Here is a 24,648-nt window from a genome sequence, read left to right as displayed (position 1 = left end):
TTTGATCTTCATTGCCCAGGGAAGGGTGCTTGGTCTTATTCGGCAAAACTGCGATCAAAGAAGTACACCGCCCCAGGCTTCAGGTTCTCCACTGTCGCCTGCGGCCGTCCGCCCTCGCCATGCTTCTTGCGCCCCGTCTCCCGCAAAAAGCCGGCCTCAGTCAACTTCAGCAACCGCTGGCGAATACTGGTCTTCAGCACCGGCCGCGCCAGCACCAGCGAAAAGATCGTGGTCGCCTCCGGTGCACTGAACTCATTGCCTAAAAACATCAACGGCAAGCTGCTGTACAGCGACTTGGAAAACAGCCTTTCCTGTACCGCCGCCACAATCGCGTTGTGATCGAACGGCAACTTGACCGCGCCTGCCGCCACCGCATCCAGCGAGAACCACCGCTGATGCCCAGCCAGCGTCACCTCGTCAGCCACAATCGCCAGGTAATAGGTTGACGACGACCAGCACCGCGGATCGCGAAACGCATCGCCCACCGTCCCCACTTGCTCATACCAGGCCAGCGCCAGTCCGACTTTGTCACTGGCCCGCAACCGCTCCACGGCATCCTGAAGGCTCAGATCTTGCACGCCGCCATTCACTACCACGCCCGGTAACGCCCAGTGCCCGGCGAAGGGCTCGGCTTCGCGCTGGTTGAGCAAGATCTTCAACTCCCCGGAGGCACGGCAATAGAACAGCACGCACAAGTCGACGGTATGCAGGTAAGTGCTAAGGGTGGGGGCGTGGTCTGGCATGTCGGGTCCTGTTGGCAGCGGTAGGGCACAGTCTAACGGATCAAACGGCGATGTCGTGTACTCGATCCAGGCTAGGTAAATAAATGTTTCTTGCTATGAAAGTACATGACGTGTACGTTTGTATCCGGGCCACAGGAGAACACGCACATGACCGTCTCTAAAAACGCTATCGCCTCATTCGACGTCGACGCCCAGAAGAGCTTCACGCCACTGTGCCCCAATGAATTGCCGGTCGCCGGCGGTGACGAGATCGGCGCCGAGCTCAATTACATGGCCAGCCTCGCCGGGCGCCGGGTCGGCAGCAAGGACGCCCACACCCCGCACGCGCCCTGGGTGGTGCAACACCACAGCGAGATGCTGCAACCCACCGGGCTGGTGCACGCCGACGTCACCTGGGTCGCCCACTGCGTACCGGGCACCGAGGGCTTCACCTTGCTGGACGAACTGACCACGCCCTATGACTACGACTACTTCATCTGGAAAGGCGTCGAGCCCGACCTGCACCCCTACGGCGCCTGCTACCACGACCTCCACGACAAACTCTCCACCGGCGTCATCGAATACCTCAATGCCCAGGGCGTCCAGCGGGTGATCGTCGGCGGCCTGGCCCTGGATTACTGCGTCAAGACCACCGCCTTGCAACTGCTCAAGGCCGGCTTCGAAGTGATCCTGCACCTGCCGGCGTGCCGTGGCATCAGCGAGGACGGCGGCGTGCAGGCGGTCAACCATCTGCAACAAGTCGGTGTTGTGATTACCCGCAATCGGGAAGAACTGGCCGCGATGGCCGCGCGTTAAGGAGTACCTCATGGAAAGTGCATACGACTACGAAAACAGTGTGATCCAGGGTTTGCTGGACACCGACTACTACACCTTCACCATGATGCAGGCCGTGCTGCACCAGCACCCGAATGTCGATGTGGAATACCAGTTCATCGTCCGCTCCAAAGAGAAACTCGGGCACCTGATTCCCGAGCTGCGGGTCGAGCTGGAAAAACTCGCCGGCCTCAGCATGCGCGAAGGCGAGCTGCGCTTTCTGTTCAACCAGCGCCGTGAGTACCTGACCCCGGATTTCGAGCGTTTCCTGGGCCTGTTCCGCTTCAACCTGCGGTATATCCACGTCAGTGAAATCGACGGCCAACTGAACATTCGCGTGGTTGGCCCGATGCTGCACTGCATCATGTTCGAACAGCCGGTATTGGCCCTGGTCAGCGAGCTGCGCAACCGCGACAAATACCCCGACGTGACCCTCGAAGACGTCACCCGCAAGCTTTATCAGAAGTTCGACTGGCTGGAGAAAAACCTCACCCGCGACGAACTGGCCGACCTGCGCGTCTCGGACTTTTCCACCCGCCGCCGGCTGTCGTTCAAGGCCCAGCGCGAAGTGGTCGACATCATGCGCCGTGACTTTCCCGGCCAGTTCATCGGCACCAGCAACGCGCACCTGGCCTACGAATTCGACTTGCCGCTGATCGGCACCATGGCTCACCAATGGCTGATGGTGCACCAGCAACTGGGCCGGCTGCGGGAAAGCCAGAACGCGGCGCTGGAAAACTGGGTGCGCGAATACCGTGGCCGGTTGGGCATCGCCCTGACCGACTGCATCAGCACCGACTTTTTCCTCAAGGATTTCGACCTGTACTTCGCCAAGCTGTACGACGGTTTGCGCCAGGACTCCGGTGACCCGATCGTGTGGGCCGACAAGGTGCTGGCCCGCTACAAGGAGCTGGGCATCGACCCGATGACCAAGGACCTGATGTTCTCCGACGGCCTGAACTTCGAAAAATGCCTGCCGATCCTGCGGCACGTGCGGGGCAAGGCCAAATTCGGCTTCGGCATGGGCACCAGCCTGGCCTGCGATGTGGACGGCGTAGAACCGCTGAGCATCGTGATGAAACTGGTGCGGGTGCATGGCGAGCCGGTGGTGAAGTTCTCCGATGACCCGATCAAGAACGTCTGCGAAGACGCCTCGTTCCTGCAGTACGCGGCGCAGGTGTTCAACGTCAGCAACGTCAATCCGCAATTGGGGGTGTGACATGCACACACAGGCACGTATCGCACACGCACTGAATATCAACCGGCTGCTCGGCAAGGGTGGCGAGGGCGCTGAGCTGCAACGGCGTATCGACTTCATCAAGCGCACGTTGCGCCGGTCCGGCTGCCACGCGTTGGTGCTGGGCATCAGCGGCGGCGTCGACTCACTGACCGCCGGGCGCCTGTGCCAACTGGCGGCGGAGCAACTGCGCAACGAGGACTACGAGGCGCGGTTTATCGCCATGCGCCTGCCCTATAAAACCCAGACGGACGAACGCGACGCCCAGGCCTCCCTGGACTTTATCGCGCCGGACCAGATCGAGACGCTGAACATTGCCGCCTGCGTCGACGGGCTGATGGGCAGCCTGTCTGCCGGGCAGGCCAGCGCTGAACGCATCGACTTTATCAAGGGCAACGTCAAGGCCCGGGCGCGGATGATGGCGCAGTACGCCGTGGCGAATTTGTATAACGGCCTGGTGGTGGGCACCGACCACGGCGCAGAGGCGTTGATGGGTTTTTTTACCAAGTTCGGTGACGGCGCCTGCGACCTGGCACCGCTGTCCGCCCTGACCAAGACCCAGGTGCGCCTGCTGGCCGGCGCCCTCGGCGGGCCACCGCACTTGGTGACGAAAGCGCCGACCGCCGACCTGGAAGAGCTGGCCCCGGGCAAGCTGGATGAGCTGGCCTATGGCTGCAGCTATGACGAGATTGACAGCTATCTGATGGGTGAGGCGGTGAGTGAGCGGGTGAGGACGATTGTCGAGAACGCCTACTTCAAGACCGCTCACAAGCGGGCGCTGCCTATCGTTCCATAATGCCCGGAGCGACGAACATCAAAATGCAGGAGCCGGCAAACCAGCTCCTGCATTAGATCTTCATACCCCTCAAGACTTCCTGTTCCTTCCCGGTACTGTTGACGTTGACCGTACGCGCAACACTCACGCGGTCACCGTCAAACTCACACACTACCCGGTCGCGAAACGCCGTCTGCGGGTAGATCCAGGTCATCTCCAGTGTCCTGGCATCCAGCCAGCGCGAGCCGGCAACGAGCTGCGCATCCTTGAATTCATAACCGTGGTGCAGCGCCCGGCCCGGCATGCTGGTGGTGCCGCTGATCCAGTAATCAATCCCCACCTCAAGGGTATGGCTGGCCGTGCTGTCGGTCAGTTGGAAGCGCAGCACATCGCCCTCAACGGCAAACGCCACTTGCTGCACATCCAGTCTGTTAGGTTCCACTTGATACACACCCGTGAAATCCAACGGCGCTGCGCACACTGAAAGCAGTTCAGGCCGCTGCGCCATGTTCGCCAGGCGTTGCTCCAACCGCGCATCTACTTCTGGGTCGACGCTGCAATCACCACCAAACGCCGCCGGAAAATGCCGCTCGACAAACGGAATCAGCTCCGCCGAATTCTTCATCCCGCCGATCACCACCAGCGTTGCACCGTACTCGCGGAACACCATCGCCATCTGCACAAACACCCCGACCGCGCTGAAGGCGTGTGCCGGTTTCATCATCCAGTGATAACCGTAGCGGCTGTCCGGCCCGCCTTGTGGGCGAGTGGCCGCTGCAACCCAGGCCGCTGGCAGAACCTGGTGGCCGTGCCACACGCCACCTTGTGCATGCAGCACACCGAGCTTGAGCATCGCCGAGGTCGGTGCCTTCAAGCCATTGCCGCCGGGGTTCACGCCATCGGGGCCGATGTCCCAGCTTTCATTGTGGATGTCCAGCGGCACAAACAGCCGGGGCTTGAGGTACGCGTGCAAGGTTTGCCCGGTGACCTTGTTGATCAGCGCCGACAGCATGTAGCTGGCCGCACTCGTATAGACGTAGGTGGTACCCGGCGCATAGGCCAGCGGGATTTTGAAGAACTCGGCAATCCAGCTGGTCTCGATGCCGCGCCATACTGCGCCCGAGGTGTTGGCGGCGTGGCCGGTGCGCATGCTCAGCAGGTGCTCCACGGTCATGTCTGCCAGGCGCGGGTCGGCATCCGCCGGCAGAAACTCGGGAAAGAACTCCACCAGCCGGTCATCCAGCTTCAACAAGCCTTCATCCAGCGCCAGGCCAATGGCACACGCCGTGAAGCTTTTGGCCACCGAGTGCAGTACCCGCGGCTCGTTGGGGTCCACCGGCCAGCTCCAGCCTTCGGCGACCACGTGGCCATGGCGGTGCAGCATCAGGCCTTGCAGGTCGAGGCCGGCGGCTTTCACTTCATCGAGAAAGGCAATCAGGTGCTCGGGGTCAACGCCGACGCTGCTGGCGCTGGCGCGGGACAAACCATCGTAGGACATGGGCATAAACAGGCTCGTGGGGGAGAGGGGAGTCAACGGCTGCGGTGCACCAGCCGCGAATAGGAAATCAGCATGCTGGTCAGCTCCTGGCTGACGCTGGTGAGCGGTGATGAACGGCGGCTGATCAGGCACACATCGCGCGTCGCCAGCGGTTCTTCGATGGCGATGGTGGTCAGGGCGCTGGAAAACAGCTTCATCCCCGGCAGCATGCGCGGCTCGATGGTCAGGTAATCGGTTTCCGAGACGATGTGCAGGGTTTCCAGCAACGAATCGGTGGTGATCGCGATCTTCGGCGGCGCCAGGCCTTGGGTGCGGAACAGTTCGATCAAGCGGTTTTCCGCACCGCCCACCACGCCGGCCGGCCGCACGCTGATCCACTGGCAGTCGGTAAGGGCTTGCACGGATTTTGCCTGGGCTTGCGGGTGGCCCTTGCGCGCAATAATGCCGGCGTTGGAGCTGTAGAGTCGGTCGATGGCCAGGTCGATATCAGCAACGTTCGGCGCCAGCGGGCACAGCACGAAATCCAGGCGGCCATCGCGGACTTTTTCCACCAGGCCCTTGGTGGTTCCGCTGGCTACGTGTACCTGCATGCGCGGGAAGCGCTGGGTGAAGTTGCTCAGCACGGGCAGCAGCAATTCGGCCAAGGGTTCGGAGGTCACGCCCAGGGCAATATGGCCTTCGGGTTCGCCTTTCCAGGGTTGCAGGTCGAGCAGGGCGCGTTCGCAGTCGAGGGTGATGGAGCGGGCACGGGCCAGGAACACCTCGCCGGCGGGGGTCAGGTTGATGCCCTGGTTGGAGCGTTGCAGCAGCACCACCCCGAGTTCCTTTTCCAGGGTCTGGATCGATTGGGTCAGGGTGCTTTGCGCCACATCCAGCTGGCGTGCGGCAGAACGGAAGCTGCCTTTTTCAACCACGGAGCAGAACGCACGAAGATGGGTGAGGGTCATGACAGTCGGCTCAGTCAGTGCTGCATTTAAACCATTGAATGCCAGCCAGCTTATCTGATGACTATAGGTGCGCACAGATCGGTATGCACGATCACGATCATTATTTCTGATCATTGAAATCGCATTTTTTCCCGCTACAGGCCCTGGTTTCTCGGTACGGTAAGCCCAGGGCGGCACATGGACGGTTGATGATCGGATAAACCGAGCCCGATCACTCGGAGCGTTCTTCTCAAGCTCATTGGGTGGCGAATAAGATCGGTCCAGGAACATTCGCAAACCGTTATCAGCGACTAAAACAACAACAACTATTCAGGTGTTCGGCCGTGCCTCTTTTTGGGTCCTGCCAGCGTCCGAACCCAAGCGTAAGGATCATTCAAGGTGCATTTATCATGAACAAGACTTTAATCCTGGCTGGCGCCTTGTCCGCCGCGCTGATGGGCACTGCCCACGCCGAGAATCTGTTGAGAGTCGCGTTGAACGCTGACATTCGCAGCACCGAGCCAGGCGTCAACCGTGACACCAACTCCGACGCCGTCATCCTGCACATTACCGAAGGACTGGTGGCCTTCCGTGAGGATGCCACCGTCGGCCCGCTGCTGGCCAAGGACGTGCAGGTGTCCGACGATGGCCTGCGCTACACCTTCCATCTGCGCAGCGGAGTCAAGTTCCAGAACGGTGCGCCGTTGACCTCTGCCGAAGTGTTATGGACCTGGAAGCACTACCTGGACCCGAAAACCCAATGGCGCTGCGCCCCGGAATTCGACGGCCATGGCGGCGCCAAGATTGTCGACATGAGCGCCCCGGATCCACTCACCGTGGTGTTCACTCTGGACAAGCCTAACGGCCTGTTCCTCACCAGCACCGCGTTGCCGGAGTGCGGTGGCAGCGGCATACTGCACCCCGACTCGGTGGTCGATGGCCAATGGAAAGCGCCCATCGGCACCGGCCCGTTCCGCTTGGGCGAATGGAAACCCGGTCAATACATCGACCTGCTGCGCAACGCCGACTACACCCCGCGTGACGAGAAAGAACCGGATGGCTACACCGGCAATAAAACCACGACCCTCGACCGTGTACGCCTGCTGGTGATCCCCGACCCGGCGGCGGCCAAGGCGGCGTTGCTGTCGAAGAACGTCGACCTGCTGATTGACGTTACACCCCTGGACGCCACCGAACTGGCCGCCAACCCGGGCATCAAGGTCACCTCCAGCGGCACCATGTCGGTCAACGCATTGCTGTTCCAGACCCGCGACCCCTTACTGAAAGATGTGCGCCTGCGCCAGGCCATCGCCCACTCGCTGGACTCCGCACAAATCGTCGCCGCCCTGACCGGTGGCCGTTCCCAGGCCAACAACTCGATGGTCGCCAGCGGTAGCCACTACCATCAGGCCGTCGAGAATCAGGGCTTCGATTTCGACCCGGCCAAGACCGCACAGCTGCTGCGGGAAGCCGGCTATAAAGGCCAGCCGATCAAGCTGATCGTCAACAAACGTTACGCCGCGATCTTCGACATGGGCGTGTTCGTGCAAGCCATGGCCAAGGCCAGCGGCCTCAACCTGGAACTGGAAACCCTGGAGTGGGGCACTCAGTTGGAGCGCTACCAGACCGGTAACTACCAGATGATGGCTTTCCCGTACTCCGAACGCCTCGACCCGGCCCTGAGTTTCGACTCGATGACCGGCAACAAGGACAAGGAAGCGCGCAAGGTCTGGGACAACCCCCAAGCTCAGGAATGGCTGCGTGAAGCCCAGCGTGAAGGCGATATCACCAAGCGCCAGGCCTTGTTCGACCAACTGCATCAGCAGATGCTCAAGGACGTGCCGATGATCCCGATGTACAACGGCAATGCGATTGCAGCCAGCCGTGATTACGTGAAAGGCCTGCGCACCTGGCCGGTGTCCAAGCCGCGCTTGTGGACCGTCAGCGTGCCTGCGACCGGGAGTAACTGAGGATGTTGCGTTTCATCTTCCAACGGCTGGCGATGTCGATCCCGACCTTGCTGCTGATCTCGCTGATGGTGTTCGCGATCATCCGCCTGGTGCCCGGTGACCCGGCGCTGCTGATGCTCGGCGACATGGCCGATGCCCACAGCCTGGAGGTCGCCCGCGCGTCCCTGGGCCTGGACCAGCCGCTGCCGCTGCAGTTTGTGATCTGGCTCAAGGCAGTGCTCAGCGGTGACCTCGGGCATTCCATCACCACCAACGAAGCGGTGTTGCCGCTGATTCTTGACCGCTTCCAGGTGAGTGCCGGGATCGTACTGGTATCGGTGTTGCTCGCGGCGTTGATTGCGGTCCCGGCGGGCTTGCTCTCGGCGTGGAAACAGAACAGTTCCCTGGACTTTGGCGTGGTATCTACCGCCACTTTGTTGCTGTCGATCCCGAGCTTCTGGCTGGGATTGCTGTTGCTCTACGCGTTCGGCATCAAGCTCGGCTGGCTGCCGGTGGTGGGTTACGTGTCGTTCGGCCAATCGCCGTGGCAAGCCTTGAGTTTTATCGTGCTGCCGATCGTCACTCTGACATTGGTGGAACTCGGTGCGATCACCCGCATGGCCCGCGCCAGTGCAATCGAAGTGCTGCGCCTGGAGTACATCACACACGCCCGGGCCAAGGGGTTGTCGGAGCGGGCGGTGTTATGGCGCCATGCACTGCGCAACTCGTTTGCGCCGACCCTGACCCTGATCGGCCTGATCCTCGGCAACCTGCTCAGCGGTATCGCGGTGCTCGAAACCGTGTTCACCCTGCCAGGCATCGGCCGGCTGATGGTCGACGCTATCTACGCCCGGGACTACCCGGTGCTGCAAGGCTGCCTGCTGCTGGTGACCTTTGTCTATGTGCTGGTCAACCTGTTGGTGGACCTGCTGTACCCGCTCTTCGACCCCAGGGTTAAGTTATGAATAAGCCTCTACCTGCCGCACCCGAGGTGCTGTTGCCGGCACCGGCGCGTGTCCCCAGGGCCTGGCGTGTTCCGCCGCTGAACGCGTTGATCGGCGCGCTGCTGCTGGCCTTGTTGTTGATCATGGCCTTGCTGGGCCTGGTCTGGACGCCCCATGACCCATTGGCCCTGAACCTGTTGGCGCGCTTGCAGGCGCCCACCGCCGCGCACTGGCTGGGCACCGACGAATACGGCCGCGACGTGCTGAGCCGCTTGATGATTGGCGCGCACACCAGCCTGTGGGTGAGTGTGTTGACGGTGACGCTGGCGATTACTGCCGGCACGGTGCTTGGCCTGCTGGCCGGGTTCCTGCGGGGTTGGGTCGACCGTGGCCTGATGATGGTCAACGATGCCTTGCTGGCGTTTCCCGGAATCCTGCTGGCCCTGGGCTTGATGGCAATCATCGGCCCGAGCCTGTACGGCATCGTCTTCGCCTTGAGCCTGGCCTACACGCCATCGGTGGTGCGGGTGGTGCGCGGCACGGTGCTGTCATTGCGGGAGAAGGAGTTTGTCGAAGCCTCGCGGGTGATCGGCAACTCCGAGCTGTACACCATGCTGCGGCACATCGCGCCGAACTGCGTGGCGCCGGTGTGCGTGCTGGCTACCAGCATGTTCGGCTGGGCGATCCTGGCGGAAAGCTCCCTGAGTTTCCTCGGCCTGGGCGTACCGCCGCCGGCTGCCACCTGGGGCAACATGCTCGCCGCCAGCCGGCCGTATATCGCCACGGCCAGTTGGCTGGGGCTGTTTCCCGGTGTCTGCATCGCCATGGCGTTGCTGGCGTTCAACCTGTGTGGCGATGCCTTGCGCGATCGTCTCGACCCACGGATGAGTAAATGACCATGACTGACATCCTTCTGGCAGTCGACCGGCTGAAAATCCGCGTGGGGGCCAACGGCCCGCTGGCGGTCAACGACCTGAGCTTCACCATCGCCCCCGGCGAAATCGTGGCGCTGGTGGGCGAGTCCGGCAGCGGCAAGACCATGGCCGCCCGCGCCGCTATCGGCCTGCTGCCACCGCCGCTTGAGCAATGCAGCGGCCAGGTGCGCTTCCAGGGCCATGACCTGGGCAGCCTTGCGCCTGAGCAACTGCGCCAGTTGCGTGGGGCGAAGATCGGCATGGTGTTCCAGGAACCCATGGTGTCCCTCAACCCGTCCATGAGCATCGGCGAGCAAATGGCCGAAGGGTTGCGCCTGCACACCAAGCTGACGGACGCGCAGATCCGTGAGCGCAGCCTGGAAATGCTCGGGCATATCGGCATCAAGGACGCCGAACGATGCCTGGCGGCGTTTCCCCACGAGTTCTCCGGCGGCATGCGCCAACGCATCATGCTCGCCTCGGTGATGCTGCTGCGCCCGGCCTTGCTGATTGCCGACGAGCCCACCACGGCCCTGGATTGCCTGGCGCAACTGGACGTGTTGAAGCTGATGCTCGACCTGACCCGCGAGCAGGGCACGGCGATCCTGTTTATCAGCCACGACCTGTCACTGGTGGCTCGCTACGCCGACAAAGTGGTGGTGATGCGCGAAGGCCGCGCAGTGGAGCAGGGCACTATCGAACAGATCCTGCTGGCGCCCAAGGCCGAGTACACCCGGCAACTGCTGGATGCCCTGCCTCGGCGCGGCACCCTGGCGCCATTGCCCAAGGCCGACCGGCCGTTGCTGACGGTCAAGGACGTGTGCATTGAGCACCCGGGGCCCCGCAGCCTCTGGGGCCGCAGCCAGTTCAAGCGCGTGGTGCATTCGGCCAACCTGTCCATCGCACCGGGGGAAACCCTGGCGTTGGTGGGCGGCAGCGGCTCGGGTAAGACCACTCTGGGCCGGGCGATTGTCGGGCTGAACAGCCCGTGTTCCGGCGCCATCGAGTTTGAGGGTGTGGACATTCTCAAGGCCGGCAACCGCGACCATCGCCTGCAATGCCAAATGATTTTCCAGGACCCGTATTCGTCCCTCGACCCGCGGATGAAGATCGGTGACATCCTCGCCGAACCCCTGCGCCATGTGCCCGGTATGACGCCCGCGCAGCGTCGTGAGCGGGTGGCGAAAACCCTGGTGGACATCGGCTTGGCGGAGCAGTTTGTCGAGCGCTTTCCGCACCAGTTGTCCGGTGGCCAGCGTCAACGCGTGGCCATCGGCCGGGCGCTGGTGCGGCACCCGCGACTGGTGATTGCCGATGAGCCGATCTCGGCGTTGGACATGACCATCCAGAAGCAGATTCTTGAGCTGTTCGAACGCCTGCAGGCGCAGTACGGCTTTGCCTGCCTGTTTATCTCCCACGACCTGGCAGCGGTGGAACGCATCGCCCACCGGGTAGCCGTGATGAGCGAGGGCCGGGTGGTGGAAATGGGCGCCCGCGACCAGATCTTCGACAGCCCGCAACACCCTTACACCCGCAAGCTGCTGGCCGCTGCCAGCCCTTTGGAGAAACTTGAAAACGGTGGCTACCGCATCCGCCAGGGCCCCGTACCGCTAGCGCTGTAACCCAGGACAGGCATCACCCGCCGCGCATATCGCTGATTTGCGCGAACGGCGAAGCCATGCCCGAAGAACAATAAAAACACCAACCCCCACCACACTGCCAGGAGCTAAAAAAATGAAAAAATCCCTGACTCAACTGATCACCGGCGTCGGCGTCGTCAGCAGCGGGCTGGTCCCGTCACTGGCCCATGCGGACTTCATCAAGGACAGCAGCGGTACGCTGGAACTGAAGAACTACTACTTCAACCGTGACTACCGGGAAGCGGCCTCCCAGTCGATGCGCGCCGAGTGGGCCCAAGGTTTTATTCTCGGCATCAAGTCCGGTTTCACCGAAGGCACCGTGGGCTTTGGCCTGGACCTGACGGGCATGCTGGGGGTGAAACTCGACTCCAGCCCGGGGCTGTCCGGCACCGGTTTGCTGCAGCGTGACAGCGACAAAAACGTCTCCGACGAGTACTCCAAGCTTGGGGTGACCGCCAAGGCCCGCTTCGCCAAAAGCGAGCTGCGTGTGGGCTACCTGGTACCGGACCTTCCGATCCTGCAACCCAACACCAGCCGTTTGTTCCCGCAGTCCTTCAGCGGCACCCAGCTGGTGTCCAACGACATCAGCAACCTGAAAATCACCCTCGGGCAGATCGACCAGGCCAAGGACCGTGACTCCACCAACTATGAAGACATGAAGCTGACCACGGTGAGCAAGGTCTACAAGAGCACCGCCCTGAGCGACCAGTTTCGCTTTGCCGGTGGCGACTATTCGCTGACCCCCAACACCTTGCTCAGCTACCACTTCGCGGCGCTGGACAGCATCTACCAGCAGCAATACGTGGGCTTCAAGAACAACTTCGGCCTGGGGCCGGGCACCCTGAAAACCGACGTGCGCTACTTCAAGTCCGACAAGGACGGTGCGGGCCTGGCAGGCAAGGTCGACAACAGCGCCTTGAGTAGCCGCCTGACCTATCAGTACGGCGGCCACAGCATCGGCGGCGGCTTCCAGCAGCAATACGGCACCACGCCGTTTACCTACCTGGATGGCTCCATCAGCTACCTGTTCACCGAGTACCAGTTCAGCAACTTCACCCAGACCAAGGAGCGCGCCTGGCACGCCCGCTACGACTACAACTTCGCCGACCTCGGCCTGCCGGGCCTGCTGGTTGGCATCAAGTACGCCAAGGGTGATTCGGCCGAGGTGCTCGGCTTCAACCGCGAAGGCCGCGAGTGGGAGCGCGACCTGGACCTGGGCTACGTGGTGCAGAACGGGCCGTTCAAGGGCGTGTCGATGCGCTGGCGCAACGCAATGAGCAAAGGTAACTACTTCAACGACGTTAACGAAAACCGCGTGATGTTGGGTTACACCCTGGCGCTCTGGTAACAGGCTCTTGTGGGAGTGGGCTTGCTCGCGAAGGTGGTGGATCAGTCAATGCATTCGGCGACTGGCACTCCGTTTTCGCGAGCAAGCCCGCTCCCGCACTGATCGGATTACCAGATCAAGATAGTGTGGGCCGCCCTTACAGACGATCACGCCGGCTCGTTAATATTTCTTCAGCGTTCATCACTCGAATATCGAGATTCCCGGTTTATGAAACTTAAATCACACCCCTTGCTGCAAGCGACACAAGGTACCCACAGGCACGTGGACAGTGAGCATTACGGTGCAGTGGGTGCAGGGCGAAAAATCTATATCCAGGCGGCGCTGCATGCCGACGAAACCCCGGCACTGCTGGTTGCCGCGCAACTGCGTCGGCAACTGGCGGAACTGGAAAATGCCAACCGCCTGAATGCAGAAATCGTGCTGGTGGCCGTGGCCAACCCGGCTGGGCTCAGCCAATACATCATGGGCGCGCCAAGCGGGCGTTTCGAACTGGCCAGCGGGCGCAACTACAATCGGGGCTTCCCGGTGCCGTACCAGGCGATCGCCGACAAGATCGAGCACCTGCTGGGGCCGGACATCGACGCCAACCGCCAACTGATCCGCCAGGCCTGGGGCGAGTGCCTGCAGGACTCCCGGCCGCTGGACGAATTCCAGTCGCTGCAACGCACCCTGATGCTGCTGGCCCACGACGCCGATATCGTGCTGGACCTGCACTGCTCCCGCGAAGCGGCGATGCATGTGTACACCGGCGAAGCGGTGTGGGCGACCGTGGAGCCGCTGGCGCGTTACATCGGCTCTGAAGCCTCGTTGCTGGCCACCGATTCCCAGGCCAATTCGTTCGATGAGGCGCTGTACCTGCTGTGGGTCAACCTGCGCGAGCGGCTTGGTGATCGGTTTCCGATTCCGGACAGCAGCGTGGCGGTGACCGTCGAGCATCGCGGCCAGCGCGATGTGTCTTATGAATTGGCTGAACATGACGCCACGGCAATTATTGATTACCTGACGCATTTGGGCGCCATTGAAGGTACGCCACGGCCATTGCCGGCCCTGCGTAACCCCGCGACGCCGCTGGCCGGCAGCGAACAGTTCTACGCGCCGAGTGCCGGGGTGCTGGTGCACCGCGCGGCGGTGGGCAGCCGGATCGAGGCGGGGCAGGCGTTGTTCGATATTGTTGATCCCCACAGTGGGCAGACCACGACTGTTGTCAGCCATAACACGGGCGTGCTGTACATGCGCCGCGACGTGCGCTTTGTGAAACCGGGCGATCCGCTGGGCCGGGTATCCGGGGCTACGCCGATTCGCAGCGGCAAGTTACTCAGCGCCTGATTTGCCCGCTATGGAATAGGGGCAAAATGTGGGAGCGGGCTTGCTCGCGAATGCGGTGTGCCAGTCAATGCATGTGCTGACTGACCCACCGTATTCGCGAGCAAGCCCGCTCCCACATTGGATCTTTGTTGTTCATTTATTATTTATTTGGCAGGACATCCCTCATGCACCCCAACCCGGCAATCACCCTCGAAAACCAATTCTGCGCCCACAACTATTCCCCCTTGCCGGTGGTGATCGTCAAGGGCGAGGGCGTATGGGCCATTGGTGATGATGGCAAGCGCTACCTGGACATGATGTCGGCCTATTCCGCCGTCAGTCACGGCCACGTCCACCCACGCATCCGCGCCGCCGCCGTGGCGCAAATCGACAAGATCAGCGTGGTGTCGCGGGCGTTCTACAGCGAGCCCTTGGGTAACTTCCTCAAGACCCTGTGCCGCATCACTGGTTTCGACTCGGCCCTGCCGATGAACAGCGGCGCCGAAGCCGTGGAAACCGCGATCAAGGCGGCCCGACGCTGGGGCTACCGAATCAAGGGCGTCCCGGCCAATCAGGCAAACATCGTGGTGGCCGACAACAACTTCCACGGCCGCACTTCGACCATCGTCGGCTTCTCCTCGGAGGCTGACTACAAAGCTGACTTCGGCCCATTCTGCAACGGCTTCACCGAGGCCCGTTTCGGTGACATCGAGAGCTTTCGCCAGGCCATTACCGCCGACACCTGCGCGGTGCTGATCGAGCCGATCCAGGGCGAGGCCGGCATTCGCGTGCCGCCCGCCGGCTTTCTGCGGGAACTGCGCCAGCTGTGCGACGAGACCAACACCTTGCTGATCCTCGATGAGATCCAGTCTGGCCTGGGCCGCACCGGCAAATGGTTTGCCTTCCAGCACGAAGGCATTCGCCCCGACGCGTTGATCCTTGGCAAAGCCCTGGGCGGCGGGATCATGCCGGTGTCGGCGTTCGTGGCTGATCACTCGATCATGGATCTGTTTGACGCCGGCAGCCACGGCTCGACCTTCGGCGGCAACCCGCTGGCGGCGGCTATCGGCCTTGAAGCGTTGAAGGTGCTGGAAGAGGAGTGTTTGATCGATAACAGCGCACAACTGGGCCAGTACCTGGTGGAGCGCCTGAAGGCAATGAACTCGCCGGCCATTCGCGAGATACGCGGGCGTGGCTTGTGGGTGGGTGTGGAGCTGGACCGCGATGCCCGGCCGATCTGCGAAGCGCTGCTTGCCGAAGGTCTGCTGACCAAGGAAACCCACGAAAACGTGCTGCGCATTGCACCGCCATTGTCCATTACCCGCCAAGAGCTGGACTGGGGCCTCGAGCGTATCGAGCGGGTGTTCAAACAGCTTGCCTGACCACGCCCTTTTACGTAGCAGCTGTCGAGCGAAGCGAGGCTGCGTTCGAGGACGAAGTCCTCGCCGGGTTCACGACCGCTTCGCCGCCGGACGCAGCCTCGCTTCGCTCGACAGCTGCTACGACTTACCCAGATTTGAGTGTTTCGCATGACTGATTTTCTAAATCACTTGAATGTCGACCAGCAGCGCTTCGCCTACATCGACCTGCACCAGATGCTAACCCCGACACAACTGCAGGGGCTGCCGTATTCCCTGCGCATCCTCCTGGAAAACACCGCCCGTTGTGCCCCGTTATCACTGCCCCAGGTATTGGCAAGGGCCATCGGCGACGGGCCGGATTGCGAGGTGCCATTCCAGCCCAATCGGCTGATGTTCCACGACACCACCTGCTTGCCGGCCCTGGCGGATTTCGCCGGGATGCGCGACGTAGTGGCCGAGCTGGGCGGTGATCCCCGGGCGGTGAACCCGTCGATCCCGGCGGTGCTGACCATCGACCATTCGGTGATCGTCGAGCACTACGCCGAGGCCGGCGCGGTAGACGCCAACCTGGACATCGACTTTCGCCGCAACAGCGAGCGCTACCGCTTTATCAAGTGGGCCCAGGCCAGCCTCGACAACTTCAAGGTGATTCCGCCGGGCACCGGCATCATTCACCAGATGAACATGGAGTCCATCGCCCAGGTGGTGTGGGAAAGCGCGCCGCGTGACGGCCATGTGCTGTTGCATCCGGACTGCATGGTTGCCACCGACAGCCACACACCGATGATCAATGCCATCGGTGTGCTGGGCTGGGGCGTCGGCGGGCTGGAAGGGCAGGCGGCGATGCTCGGTGAGCCGGTGCCGATTCCTTATCCGCTGGTGGTGGGCATTCGTGTCACCAACGCGTTGCGCGACGGGGTGACGGCCACTGACCTGGCGTTGACGGTGACCGAGTTGCTGCGTCGGCGCAGCATGGTCGGCAAGTTTGTCGAGTTCACCGGGCCGGGCTTGCCGTCCCTGAGTTGGGCAGCGCGGGGCACGGTGGCGAACATGGCCCCGGAATACGGCGCCACCGTGGTGTTTTTCCCGTTTGATGACGAGACGCTGGCGTACCTGAACCTGAGTGCGCGCCCGCAAGCCTTGATCAACAAGGTGTCGGCCTACATGTCGGCGCAATCGCTATGGCGCCGGGAAGACGTTCCCGAGCCGATGTTCGATGAGTTGATCGAGCTGGATCTGGCGCAGGTGGAACCAAGCGTCGCCGGGCCACATCAGCCCCATCAGCGCCAGTCGTTGGCCGACGCTGGCGCCTCGTTTCATCAGCACGTGAGCGCTGACCCACAGGATTTCTTCGAGCCGTCGTTCCAGGTGCCCATCACCCATGGCGCGGTGGTCATGTCCGCGATTACCAGCTGCACCAACACCGCCAACCCGGCGCAGATGGTGCAGGCCGGGCTCTTCGCCCGCAACGCCCGCGCCCGTGGGCTGACACGCAAGCCGTGGGTCAAGACGTCGCTGTCCCCGGGCTCGCGGGTGGTGGCCGACTACCTTGAGGCCGCCGGTTTGCTGGAGGATTTTGCCGCGCTGGGTTTCGACCTGGCGGGCTTTGGCTGCATGACCTGCATCGGCAATTCCGGCAGCCTTGAAAGCCATGTGGAAACCTTCGCCCAGCAGGGCTTGAAGGGGGTGGTGGTGCTCTCCGGCAATCGCAATTTCGAAGGCCGGGTCAATCCTAAAGTCCCCGCCGGTTACCTCGCATCGCCCGCGTTGTGCGTGGCCTATGCGATTGCCGGCAGCATCGACATTGACCTGTCGGCCCAGCCCCTGGCGAGGGATGCCCAGGGCCAACCGGTGTTCCTCCATGAGCTGATGCCCAGCGAAGCCGAGGTGGCTGCGCAAGTGGCGCAGGTGGTGCGCCCGGCGCTGTTCCGGCAGCGCCAGGAATTGCTGTGGCAAGGCACTCACCATTGGCAGGCGCTGGAAGCCGACGGCAGTGTGCAGTTTGCCTGGCACCCGGACTCCACTTACCTGCGCCGCCCGCACTACCTCGCCGGAGTAACGCCGGCGCCGGCTTCGTCGTTGTCCATCAGCAACGCCCGGGCCTTGGTGGTGCTGGGGGATAATGTCACCACTGACCATATCTCCCCGGCGGGCAGCATTCCCGCCGACAGCCTGGCCGGGCACTGGCTGCGTGAGCGCGGTGAAGCGCTGGCGGACTTCAACCAGTATTCGACCCGCCGCAGTAACCACGAAGTGATGGTGCGCGGCGCGTTTACCAACCCGCGCCTGAGTAACCTGCTGTCCAGCGATCAGCCCCCGCGCCAGGGCGTCTGGGCCTGGAATGCCGACCACAGCGACTACCTGCCGCTGTACCTCGCCGCGCAAAGCTATGCCGGCACGCCGACGGTGTTGTTTGCGGGGATCAATTACGGCGCCGGCTCCAGCCGCGATTGGGCGGCGAAGGTCCTGACCCTGCTGGGGATCAAGGTGGTGGTGGCCCGCAGTATCGAACGGATTCATCGCAGCAACCTGATCGGCATGGGCGTGTTGCCGCTGGTGTTCGATGAGGGCGCATCGGTGCAGGACTTGAACCTTGATGGCAGTGAATCCCTGAACTTCCTTGGCCTGGATCACCTGCGGGTCGGCGAGAACCCGATTACTTTGCTGATTGAGCGTGCCGCTGGTGAAACAGCGCGCACCGCGCTGACCTTGCGCCTCGACTCGCAGCAAGAGCTTGGTTACCTTGAACACGGCGGCGTCTTGCCCTTTGTGATTCGCAAGACCGTGCAAAGAACTGTTCAAGGAGCGCGTAATGATTGACCCGCAGGTACTGCAACAACTGGCCCCCGAGGGCGTGCTCAGGGCGGCCATCAACTTCGGCAACCCGGTGCTGGCCCAGCGCGGTGAAGGCGGCGAGCCCCAGGGCGTGTCGGTGGCATTGGCCACGGCCCTGGCCGATGAGTTGGGTGTGCGGCTTGAATTAGTCACGTTTGAAGCCGCAGGCAAGGTCTTCGCCGCGCTGGCTGACGACATCTGGCGCGTGGCGTTCCTGGCCATCGAGCCGGTGCGCGAGCAGGAAATCGCCTTCAGCGCGCCCTACGTCATCATCAAGGGCACGTACCTGGTGGCGGTTAATTCTCCTTTAAGCAGCGTTGCGCAACTCGATGCTCCCGGCCAGCGCATTGCCGTCGGCCAGGGCGCCGCGTATGACCTGTACCTGAGCCGCACGGTGCAACACGCCGAACTGGTACGCGCGCCCACCTCGGCGGGGGCGGTGGACCTGTTTATCGAGCAAGGGTTGAATGCGGCAGCCGGGGTTCGGGATTACCTGCGAACCCGGGTCGACGGGCGTTGGCGCCTGCTGGACGATGACTTCATGAGCATCAGCCAGGCCGTCGCGGTACCGGTGGCGCACGCAGCCGCTGCCGCGTTCGTCAAATCCTTTGTCGAACGGCAGAAAGCCAATGGCTTGGTAAAACAGGCGTTGTCGCGCAGTGGGCAAAGCCCGGAGCTGGCGGCGCCTTAGAGACGGCGCAGGAAGGATTTGACGATTTTCTGGGTGGCCTGGGTGGTGTCCAGGTCTTTCATCTGGGTGAAGGGATGCCACTGGCATTCCTTGATTTCACTCAGCGGCCGGGCTTCGTCGATATTCACCACCGACGCCTCGAACACGTGGTGCAGCGTGTCGCTGGCCTTCAGTTCCTGCAACAACAGCAAACCGTCGACGTTCAGCCCGGTTTCCTCTTCCAGTTCCCGCGCGGCCGCGCCCACTGGCCGCTCGTCGCGCTCGACCTTGCCGCCGGGCAGTGCCCATTTCGATCGGGCTTTACGCACGAACAGGATGTGCCCGTCGTGCTCGCAAATCACCGTGGCCCTTATTTTCATCGTCTGTGCCCCCGCAGTGAGATGATTGTCATAAAAGTGTAATGCAATTGTCATGCTCAGTCTTTATCCGGCAGGCTGGAGAGGGGGCCGGAAAACACCGATACTGCCCCATCGAAAAAACCTCACCTGAAGGAGATGCAGATGAACACCGTACGCTGGGGCATGATCGGCTGTGGCAGTGTCACTGAACTCAAGAGTGGACCCGCCTTCTACAAAGCGCCAGGTTCGGCGCTGGTGGCCGTGATGGGGCGCCGCGAGGAAGCTGTGCGCGATTATGCGGCACGCCATGGCATTGCCCGGTTCTACACCGACGCCCAGGCGCTGATTGACGACCCGGAAGTGGACGCGGTCTACATCGCCACGCCGCCCGACAGCCACCTCGAATACAGCCTGATGGTGGCCGCTGCGGGCAAGCATTGCTGCGTCGAAAAGCCGATGTCGCTGAATGCCGAGCAAAGCGCGTTGATGCAACGCACCTTCGAGCAGGCCGGGCTGCACCTGTTTGTCTCCTATTACCGGCGTTCCCTGCCGCGCTTCCAGCAGGTGCGGGACTGGCTACAGGACGGGCGCATCGGCGAGTTGCGCCATCTGACCTGGACCTTGTGCAAGCCGCCGTCTGAAGACGATGCCAGCAGTGCCAACTGGCGCACCGACCCGCTGATTGCCGGCGGCGGGTATTTTGCCGACTTGGCCAGCCACGGTTTTGACCTGTTCCAGTACCTGGTCGGGGATATCGTCGATGTGGCCGGGTTTACCGCGCGCCAGGCCGGGCGTTATGCCGCCGAAGATGCCGTCACCGCCTGCTGGACGTTCGCCTCGGGCGCGTTGGGCATGGGCTGCTGGAACTTTGTCGCGGACCGTCGCGAGGACTTGGTGGAGATGATCGGCAGCAACGGCCGCATCACGTTCTCGGTGTTCGATGAGGCGCCGTTGCGGCTTGAGGGCGAGACCAGCGAAGCGCTGGAGGTGCCCAATCATGCGCATATCCAGTGGCATCACGTACTCGGGATGAACGCGCATATTCGCGGCGAGAGCAAACACCCGGCGCTGGCGATCGAGGCGTTGAAGACCGATCGGGTCATGGACCGGGTGCTACAACGTAACCCCAACCTGGCGGTCTAGCAGTGCTTCAATTTTCTGTTTTTAAGGAATGAACGGATGAAAATCAAAGCAGCCTGGATTGTGTTGTGGTGGGTACTGGCAAGTGCCGCGACGGCAGCGCCGCGGGCCCAGGGGCAGGCCGGGGAGTTTGATTTTTACGTGCTGTCGTTGTCCTGGTCGCCGACCTTCTGCCTGACGCACCCGGACGATCAGCAATGTTCGGGCAAGGGCTACGGGTTTGTGCTGCATGGGCTGTGGCCGCAATACGCGAAGGGTGGCTGGCCGGCGTCCTGTGCGCCGCAGTCGCGCTTGTCGGATGCCGACTATGCCCGGGGCAAGACGTTGTTCCCGTCGCCCAAGCTGCTCAAGCACGAGTGGGCCAAGCACGGCACCTGCAGCGGGCTTGAGGCATCAGCCTATCTGGACAAGACCGACGCGGCGCTGGGCGTGGTCAAGATCCCGCAGCAACTGGAACCCTTCAATGTCCCCAGCGGCCTCGCTGCGCGGGACATCGAAGCGCTGTTTCGCGAGAGCAACCCAGCCATGGGCAACCATGGCCTTGCAGTGATCTGCAAGGGCGCAGTGTTGACCGAAGTGCGGGTGTGCCTGACCAAGGACCTGGCATTCGCCGGCTGCCCGCGCAGCTTCAAAAGCCAGTGCCGGGATGGCGACATTCGTATCCCGACCCAGCGTTAAGCGGACTCAGGCGGGCCCATAACTTTTATGGGTCTGCTCGATCTCTTCCACCAATTGGTCAATGCCCGCCAGGCGCGCCCGGTTGTCGTGGTCCCAGGGATGAAACCCGGGCTTGAAGTAATGCAACCAGGGCAACGCCATACGCGGAAACACACCCTTGGGCCCATAGAGAAACTTGAGCATCCGCCAGAAGCCCTTCAAATGCCCGCCTGAACGCCGGTCGGCAAACAGCAGGCGCAGGTGGAAATCAAAGATCACCACCCAGAACAGCAGCGTGGTGGTCAGCATGGTGCCGGTGCGTAGCAAATAACGCAGGGGCCCTGGCTTGATCACGCTGTTCCACACATCAAAGGCCACCGCCTTGTGCTCGGTTTCTTCCAGGGCATGCCAGTACCACATCTGCTGATAACCCTTGACCGAATCACCGAACCGCGACGGGTCGCTGAGGAGAATTTCCGCGAGCATCGCGGTGTAATGCTCCAGGGCAATGGTCACCGCCAGGTTGAACGAGGCGGGCATGTATTTCTTTTGCGCGTCGAGGATCATCTTCAGCCGGCGATCCAGAGTATGCGCGGGCAGCCCGGCGGCTTGCAGCAGGTCGTTATAGGCCACGTGCTCGCGGCTGTGCATGGCTTCCTGGCCGATGAAACCCTGGATTTCCTTCTTCAGTTCCGGGTCTTCGATGCGCTGGCGATAGTGGCGCACGCTGTCCATGAAGAACAGTTCGCCCTGTGGAAACAGCAACGACAGCGCGTTGAAAAAGTGCGTGATGAACGGGCCTTGTTCATGCCAGTTCTTGATGCGTTCGGCCGGCAGGGCAAAACGGAGGTCGCGGCGAATCGGCAGCATGGTCGGTACTCCAGTTCAGAGACGGTGCTCTTCGTTGGTTTCAAGGACGGGCGAGGGCGCACTGCGATGTTTGGGCGCCATGCGTTTGCTGGCGAACACCACCAGCGCTTGATAGGCGGCCGGCAGGCAGCGGGCGAGCAGGTCCAGGAAGTAGGCGTCGCGGCCGATCAGCACGCGGCGTTTGTTTTTGCGTACGCCGTTCAGGATCACTTTGGCGGCCTGGTCGGCGTCGGTGATGAACAGCTTTTCAAAGTCGGCTCGGGCCTGCTGTTCGCTGTGGATCAGAAAGCCGGTCATGTTGGCGTCGATTCGGCTACTGCGGCAGATGTCGGTGCGGATCCCGCCGGGGTGCACGCAGGTGGCCGAGACCCCGCTTTTTTGCAGGTCGAGTTCCTGGCGCAAGGATTCGGTAAAGCCGCGCACGGCGAACTTGGTGGCGTTGTAGCCGCTCATGCCCGGCTGGGCGAACAGGCCGAACACGCTGGAGGTGTTGATCACATGGCCGTCGCCGCTGGCCTTGAGGTAAGGCAAGAAGGCCTTGGTGCCGTAGACCACGCCCCAGAAGTTGATCCCGACGATCCACTCCAGGTCGGTGTAATCCACGCCTTCGACAGTGCTGGACAGCGCGACGCCCGCGTTGTTGAAGATCATATTGATCTGGCCATGTTCCGCGGCGCAGCGGGCCGCCCAGTCCTCCACCGCCTGGCGGTCGGAAACGTCCAGCACCTGCGAGGTCACCAGCACTGGCGCAAGCACCTGGGCCTTGATCAGCGCGACGGTCTGCTCCAGGCCCTGGCTGTTTTTATCCGCCAGCGCCAGGTGGCAGCCTTCACGCGCCAATGCCAGGGCCAACGCGCGGCCCATGCCTGACGCCGCGCCGGTGATGGCTGCCACGCGGCCGTTGAATGACTTCATGACAGGCTCCCTTCTGCGGTGGGGTGGGGATTTGCGGCCGGGCGCGGGGTGGACGGCACCGGCACCAGGCTGGCGACGTAGTCCTTGAGGGCGAAATGCCGGGTGACCTGCTTGAAACGCCAGGTGGAACCGGGCCACAGCGTGGTGTTCTTGCCGGTGCGCGGGTCCAGGTACCAGCTCTTGCAGCCGCCGGTGGTCCAGATGGTGCCTTTGAGTCGGTCCTGCAGCCTGGCGTTGTAGGCGAGTTCGACCACGGGCTTGACGTCCACCGTGGCGATGCGATGGCGCTGCATTTGGCGCAAGGCATCGAGGATGTAGGTGACCTGGGCCTCGATCATCAAAATCATCGAGTTATGCCCCAGCCCGGTGTTGGGGCCGACGATCAGGAACAGGTTCGGGTAGCCCGGCACTGTGGTACCCAGGTACGCGTGGGCGCCGTCTTGCCAGGTGTCCATCAGGTCGATGCCGTGGCGGCCGATGATGCAGTCCCGGGGCAGGGGATCGGTGGCCTGGAAGCCGGTGCCGAAGATGATGCAATCGGCCGGGTGCTTGATGCCGTCGGCGGTGATCACCCCATCGGCCTCGATGCGCAGCACGTTGTCGGTCACCACCTGCACATTGCTGCGCGACAGTGCCGGGTAGTAGTCGTTGGAGATCAGCACGCGCTTGCAGCCGATGGTGTAGTCCGGCGTCAGGGTCTTGCGCAGGGAAGGGCGGGCCACTTGTTTGTGCAGGTGGCGCACGGCGATTTTCTGCACCATTTTCATCAGGCGCGGGTGCAGGGCGAAGCCCACGACGCGGCCTTCCAGCGCCCAATAGTACGCACCGCGCACCAGGCGCTGAGTGAAGGGCAGATGCTTGAAGGCCCAGCGCTCGACGCGTGAAATCGGCCGGTCGGGTTTGGGCATGATCCACGGCGGGGTGCGCTGGAACAGGTCCAGGTGGGCCACCTGCGGCGCGATCTGCGGCACGAACTGAATGGCACTGGCGCCGGTGCCGATCACCGCCACGCGTTTGCCCTTCAACGAATAGTCGTGGTCCCACTGCTGGGAGTGGAAGCGCTTGCCCTTGAAGCTGTCCAGGCCGGGAATGTCCGGCAGCGCCGGGCGCGACAAGCCACCCATCCCGGACACCAGCACCCGCGCGCTGACCTGGCGGCCATTGCTGAAACTCAGGCTCCAGCGCTGTTGCGCCTCATCAAACACTGCCTTCTCCAGCCCCATGCCAAAGCGCAGGAACGGCGCCAGCTCGAAGCGTTGGGCGCACTGTTCCAGGTAGGCGCGGATCTCCGCCTGGGGCGCGAATTGCCGCGTCCAGTCCGGGTTGGGCGCAAAGGAAAACGAATAGACATGGGATTGCACGTCGCAGGCGCAGCCAGGGTAGTGGTTGTCCCGCCAGGTGCCGCCGAGGGCATCGGCCTGCTCGGCAATAAAGAAGTCGTTGAACCCGGCTTCCTTGAGTTTGATCGCCATGCACAGCCCGGCAAATCCGGAACCGATGACGGCGATGTCGACGGTGTCATGGGCATTCATAGGCTGTCCCTCGTGGGCCAGTGGCGCCTTACGGGTTTCGACATCGGATGTGCTCCTTGTTTTTGTTTTGGCTTTTAGATAGAACACCATTGCAAAGAAAAATTGAATTTATTATTTTAAAAAAGATTTTAAATAATCTACCTGAAAATTTCGTCTAGGCTACGACCCAGTTCCTCAAGTGCGACTTATCCGACGGACGAGGGCTTTTACGCACGCA

General features: G+C 62.3%; 21 protein-coding genes. 14 read left to right on the top strand and 7 right to left on the bottom strand.

What is annotated here, in order from left to right:
- Positions 1–35: 35 nt before the first annotated feature.
- Positions 36–743, bottom strand: coding sequence for an NUDIX hydrolase (locus SNL23_RS02850; protein ID WP_318301553.1), 708 nt, complete (start codon positions 741–743; stop codon positions 36–38).
- Between the two features lie 147 nt (positions 744–890).
- On the opposite strand from SNL23_RS02850, the gene SNL23_RS02845 reads away from it, so the two are divergent.
- The 3 genes from SNL23_RS02845 to nadE are packed head-to-tail and all read left to right on the top strand — an operon-like array spanning position 891 to position 3,589.
- Positions 891–1,538: a nicotinamidase gene (locus tag SNL23_RS02845; RefSeq protein WP_318301552.1), complete on the top strand. Its 648-nt coding sequence runs from the start codon at positions 891–893 to the stop codon at positions 1,536–1,538.
- A 10-nt stretch (positions 1,539–1,548) separates the two neighbouring features.
- Positions 1,549–2,775 (top strand): nicotinate phosphoribosyltransferase, encoded by a 1,227-nt coding sequence (gene pncB / locus SNL23_RS02840; RefSeq protein WP_076016261.1) that lies wholly within the window; start codon positions 1,549–1,551, stop codon positions 2,773–2,775.
- A 1-nt stretch (position 2,776) separates the two neighbouring features.
- Positions 2,777–3,589 carry an ammonia-dependent NAD(+) synthetase gene (gene nadE, locus SNL23_RS02835; RefSeq protein ID WP_318301551.1) on the top strand — a complete coding sequence of 271 codons (813 nt, stop codon included), beginning with the start codon at positions 2,777–2,779 and terminating at the stop codon, positions 3,587–3,589.
- Between the two features lie 52 nt (positions 3,590–3,641).
- Here the strand turns inward: nadE and SNL23_RS02830 are convergent, their stop codons facing one another.
- Positions 3,642–5,072 carry a serine hydrolase domain-containing protein gene (locus tag SNL23_RS02830; RefSeq protein ID WP_318301550.1) on the bottom strand — a complete coding sequence of 477 codons (1,431 nt, stop codon included), beginning with the start codon at positions 5,070–5,072 and terminating at the stop codon, positions 3,642–3,644.
- 26 nt (positions 5,073–5,098) lie between these two features.
- On the bottom strand, positions 5,099–6,013 hold the full coding sequence (locus tag SNL23_RS02825; RefSeq protein ID WP_076016258.1) for a LysR substrate-binding domain-containing protein: 915 nt from the start codon (positions 6,011–6,013) through the stop codon (positions 5,099–5,101).
- A gap of 389 nt (positions 6,014–6,402) precedes the next feature.
- On the opposite strand from SNL23_RS02825, the gene SNL23_RS02820 reads away from it, so the two are divergent.
- The 9 genes from SNL23_RS02820 (at position 6,403) to SNL23_RS02780 (ending at position 18,979) form a co-directional block, all read left to right on the top strand.
- Entirely contained in the window at positions 6,403–7,962 is a 1,560-nt protein-coding gene (locus SNL23_RS02820) for an ABC transporter substrate-binding protein (protein WP_076016257.1), read from the top strand.
- Between the two features lie 2 nt (positions 7,963–7,964).
- Positions 7,965–8,906 carry an ABC transporter permease gene (locus tag SNL23_RS02815; RefSeq protein WP_003208135.1) on the top strand — a complete coding sequence of 314 codons (942 nt, stop codon included), beginning with the start codon at positions 7,965–7,967 and terminating at the stop codon, positions 8,904–8,906.
- Entirely contained in the window at positions 8,903–9,781 is an 879-nt protein-coding gene (locus SNL23_RS02810; protein ID WP_076016256.1) for an ABC transporter permease, read from the top strand. The genes SNL23_RS02815 and SNL23_RS02810 overlap by 4 nt, the downstream gene beginning before the upstream one ends.
- Complete coding sequence (locus SNL23_RS02805; protein ID WP_318301549.1) at positions 9,778–11,421, top strand: ABC transporter ATP-binding protein; 1,644 nt, start codon at positions 9,778–9,780, stop codon at positions 11,419–11,421. Before SNL23_RS02810 ends, SNL23_RS02805 begins: the two co-directional genes overlap by 4 nt.
- A gap of 112 nt (positions 11,422–11,533) precedes the next feature.
- Positions 11,534–12,787, top strand: coding sequence for an OprD family porin (locus SNL23_RS02800; RefSeq protein WP_318301548.1), 1,254 nt, complete (start codon positions 11,534–11,536; stop codon positions 12,785–12,787).
- 207 nt (positions 12,788–12,994) lie between these two features.
- Positions 12,995–14,113: a succinylglutamate desuccinylase/aspartoacylase family protein gene (locus SNL23_RS02795; RefSeq protein ID WP_318301547.1), complete on the top strand. Its 1,119-nt coding sequence runs from the start codon at positions 12,995–12,997 to the stop codon at positions 14,111–14,113.
- A gap of 164 nt (positions 14,114–14,277) precedes the next feature.
- Positions 14,278–15,474: an ornithine--oxo-acid transaminase gene (gene rocD / locus SNL23_RS02790; RefSeq protein WP_318301546.1), complete on the top strand. Its 1,197-nt coding sequence runs from the start codon at positions 14,278–14,280 to the stop codon at positions 15,472–15,474.
- A gap of 147 nt (positions 15,475–15,621) precedes the next feature.
- The gene (gene acnA / locus SNL23_RS02785) at positions 15,622–18,273 is read left to right on the top strand and encodes an aconitate hydratase AcnA (protein ID WP_318301545.1); all 2,652 of its coding nucleotides are present in this window, start codon (positions 15,622–15,624) and stop codon (positions 18,271–18,273) included.
- Positions 18,266–18,979, top strand: a complete 714-nt coding sequence (locus SNL23_RS02780) for a transporter substrate-binding domain-containing protein (RefSeq protein ID WP_318301544.1) — start codon at positions 18,266–18,268, stop codon at positions 18,977–18,979. Before acnA ends, SNL23_RS02780 begins: the two co-directional genes overlap by 8 nt.
- On the opposite strand, the gene SNL23_RS02775 is transcribed toward SNL23_RS02780, so the two are convergent.
- Positions 18,976–19,338 (bottom strand): NUDIX hydrolase, encoded by a 363-nt coding sequence (locus tag SNL23_RS02775; protein WP_076016249.1) that lies wholly within the window; start codon positions 19,336–19,338, stop codon positions 18,976–18,978. The genes SNL23_RS02780 and SNL23_RS02775 overlap by 4 nt on opposite strands.
- Before the next feature lie 141 nt (positions 19,339–19,479).
- On the opposite strand from SNL23_RS02775, the gene SNL23_RS02770 reads away from it, so the two are divergent.
- Both SNL23_RS02770 and SNL23_RS02765 read left to right on the top strand, forming a co-directional pair.
- On the top strand, positions 19,480–20,460 hold the full coding sequence (locus SNL23_RS02770; protein WP_318301543.1) for a Gfo/Idh/MocA family protein: 981 nt from the start codon (positions 19,480–19,482) through the stop codon (positions 20,458–20,460).
- Between the two features lie 36 nt (positions 20,461–20,496).
- Complete coding sequence (locus SNL23_RS02765) at positions 20,497–21,135, top strand: ribonuclease T2 (protein ID WP_318301542.1); 639 nt, start codon at positions 20,497–20,499, stop codon at positions 21,133–21,135.
- A gap of 6 nt (positions 21,136–21,141) precedes the next feature.
- On the opposite strand, the gene SNL23_RS02760 is transcribed toward SNL23_RS02765, so the two are convergent.
- Genes SNL23_RS02760 through SNL23_RS02750 form a run of 3 tightly spaced genes read right to left on the bottom strand, consistent with a single transcriptional unit; the run spans position 21,142 to position 24,431 of the window.
- A complete protein-coding gene (locus tag SNL23_RS02760; protein WP_076016246.1) occupies positions 21,142–21,984 on the bottom strand; it encodes a metal-dependent hydrolase in 843 nt (280 codons plus the stop codon).
- 15 nt (positions 21,985–21,999) lie between these two features.
- A complete protein-coding gene (locus SNL23_RS02755) occupies positions 22,000–22,899 on the bottom strand; it encodes an SDR family NAD(P)-dependent oxidoreductase (protein WP_318301541.1) in 900 nt (299 codons plus the stop codon).
- Positions 22,896–24,431, bottom strand: a complete 1,536-nt coding sequence (locus tag SNL23_RS02750; protein ID WP_318301540.1) for a flavin-containing monooxygenase — start codon at positions 24,429–24,431, stop codon at positions 22,896–22,898. Before SNL23_RS02750 ends, SNL23_RS02755 begins: the two co-directional genes overlap by 4 nt.
- Between the last annotated feature and the right edge of the window lie 217 nt (positions 24,432–24,648).

The organism is Pseudomonas sp. SED1 (assembly GCF_034044025.1).
Lineage (GTDB): Bacteria > Pseudomonadota > Gammaproteobacteria > Pseudomonadales > Pseudomonadaceae > Aquipseudomonas.
Note: the sequence above shows the minus strand (reverse complement) of the source record. Positions and strands in the feature narration are given on the sequence as shown.

What these genes read in the sequence shown, in the direction of transcription:
- SNL23_RS02850 (WP_318301553.1), bottom strand. Translation starts at nt 743, where the DNA reads ATGCCAGACCACGCCCCCACCCTTAGCACTTACCTGCATACCGTCGAC.
- SNL23_RS02845 (WP_318301552.1), top strand. Translation starts at nt 891, where the DNA reads ATGACCGTCTCTAAAAACGCTATCGCCTCATTCGACGTCGACGCCCAG.
- pncB (WP_076016261.1), top strand. Translation starts at nt 1,549, where the DNA reads ATGGAAAGTGCATACGACTACGAAAACAGTGTGATCCAGGGTTTGCTG.
- nadE (WP_318301551.1), top strand. Translation starts at nt 2,777, where the DNA reads ATGCACACACAGGCACGTATCGCACACGCACTGAATATCAACCGGCTG.
- SNL23_RS02830 (WP_318301550.1), bottom strand. Translation starts at nt 5,072, where the DNA reads ATGCCCATGTCCTACGATGGTTTGTCCCGCGCCAGCGCCAGCAGCGTC.
- SNL23_RS02825 (WP_076016258.1), bottom strand. Translation starts at nt 6,013, where the DNA reads ATGACCCTCACCCATCTTCGTGCGTTCTGCTCCGTGGTTGAAAAAGGC.
- SNL23_RS02820 (WP_076016257.1), top strand. Translation starts at nt 6,403, where the DNA reads ATGAACAAGACTTTAATCCTGGCTGGCGCCTTGTCCGCCGCGCTGATG.
- SNL23_RS02815 (WP_003208135.1), top strand. Translation starts at nt 7,965, where the DNA reads ATGTTGCGTTTCATCTTCCAACGGCTGGCGATGTCGATCCCGACCTTG.
- SNL23_RS02810 (WP_076016256.1), top strand. Translation starts at nt 8,903, where the DNA reads ATGAATAAGCCTCTACCTGCCGCACCCGAGGTGCTGTTGCCGGCACCG.
- SNL23_RS02805 (WP_318301549.1), top strand. Translation starts at nt 9,778, where the DNA reads ATGACCATGACTGACATCCTTCTGGCAGTCGACCGGCTGAAAATCCGC.
- SNL23_RS02800 (WP_318301548.1), top strand. Translation starts at nt 11,534, where the DNA reads ATGAAAAAATCCCTGACTCAACTGATCACCGGCGTCGGCGTCGTCAGC.
- SNL23_RS02795 (WP_318301547.1), top strand. Translation starts at nt 12,995, where the DNA reads ATGAAACTTAAATCACACCCCTTGCTGCAAGCGACACAAGGTACCCAC.
- rocD (WP_318301546.1), top strand. Translation starts at nt 14,278, where the DNA reads ATGCACCCCAACCCGGCAATCACCCTCGAAAACCAATTCTGCGCCCAC.
- acnA (WP_318301545.1), top strand. Translation starts at nt 15,622, where the DNA reads ATGACTGATTTTCTAAATCACTTGAATGTCGACCAGCAGCGCTTCGCC.
- SNL23_RS02780 (WP_318301544.1), top strand. Translation starts at nt 18,266, where the DNA reads ATGATTGACCCGCAGGTACTGCAACAACTGGCCCCCGAGGGCGTGCTC.
- SNL23_RS02775 (WP_076016249.1), bottom strand. Translation starts at nt 19,338, where the DNA reads ATGAAAATAAGGGCCACGGTGATTTGCGAGCACGACGGGCACATCCTG.
- SNL23_RS02770 (WP_318301543.1), top strand. Translation starts at nt 19,480, where the DNA reads ATGAACACCGTACGCTGGGGCATGATCGGCTGTGGCAGTGTCACTGAA.
- SNL23_RS02765 (WP_318301542.1), top strand. Translation starts at nt 20,497, where the DNA reads ATGAAAATCAAAGCAGCCTGGATTGTGTTGTGGTGGGTACTGGCAAGT.
- SNL23_RS02760 (WP_076016246.1), bottom strand. Translation starts at nt 21,984, where the DNA reads ATGCTGCCGATTCGCCGCGACCTCCGTTTTGCCCTGCCGGCCGAACGC.
- SNL23_RS02755 (WP_318301541.1), bottom strand. Translation starts at nt 22,899, where the DNA reads ATGAAGTCATTCAACGGCCGCGTGGCAGCCATCACCGGCGCGGCGTCA.
- SNL23_RS02750 (WP_318301540.1), bottom strand. Translation starts at nt 24,431, where the DNA reads ATGAATGCCCATGACACCGTCGACATCGCCGTCATCGGTTCCGGATTT.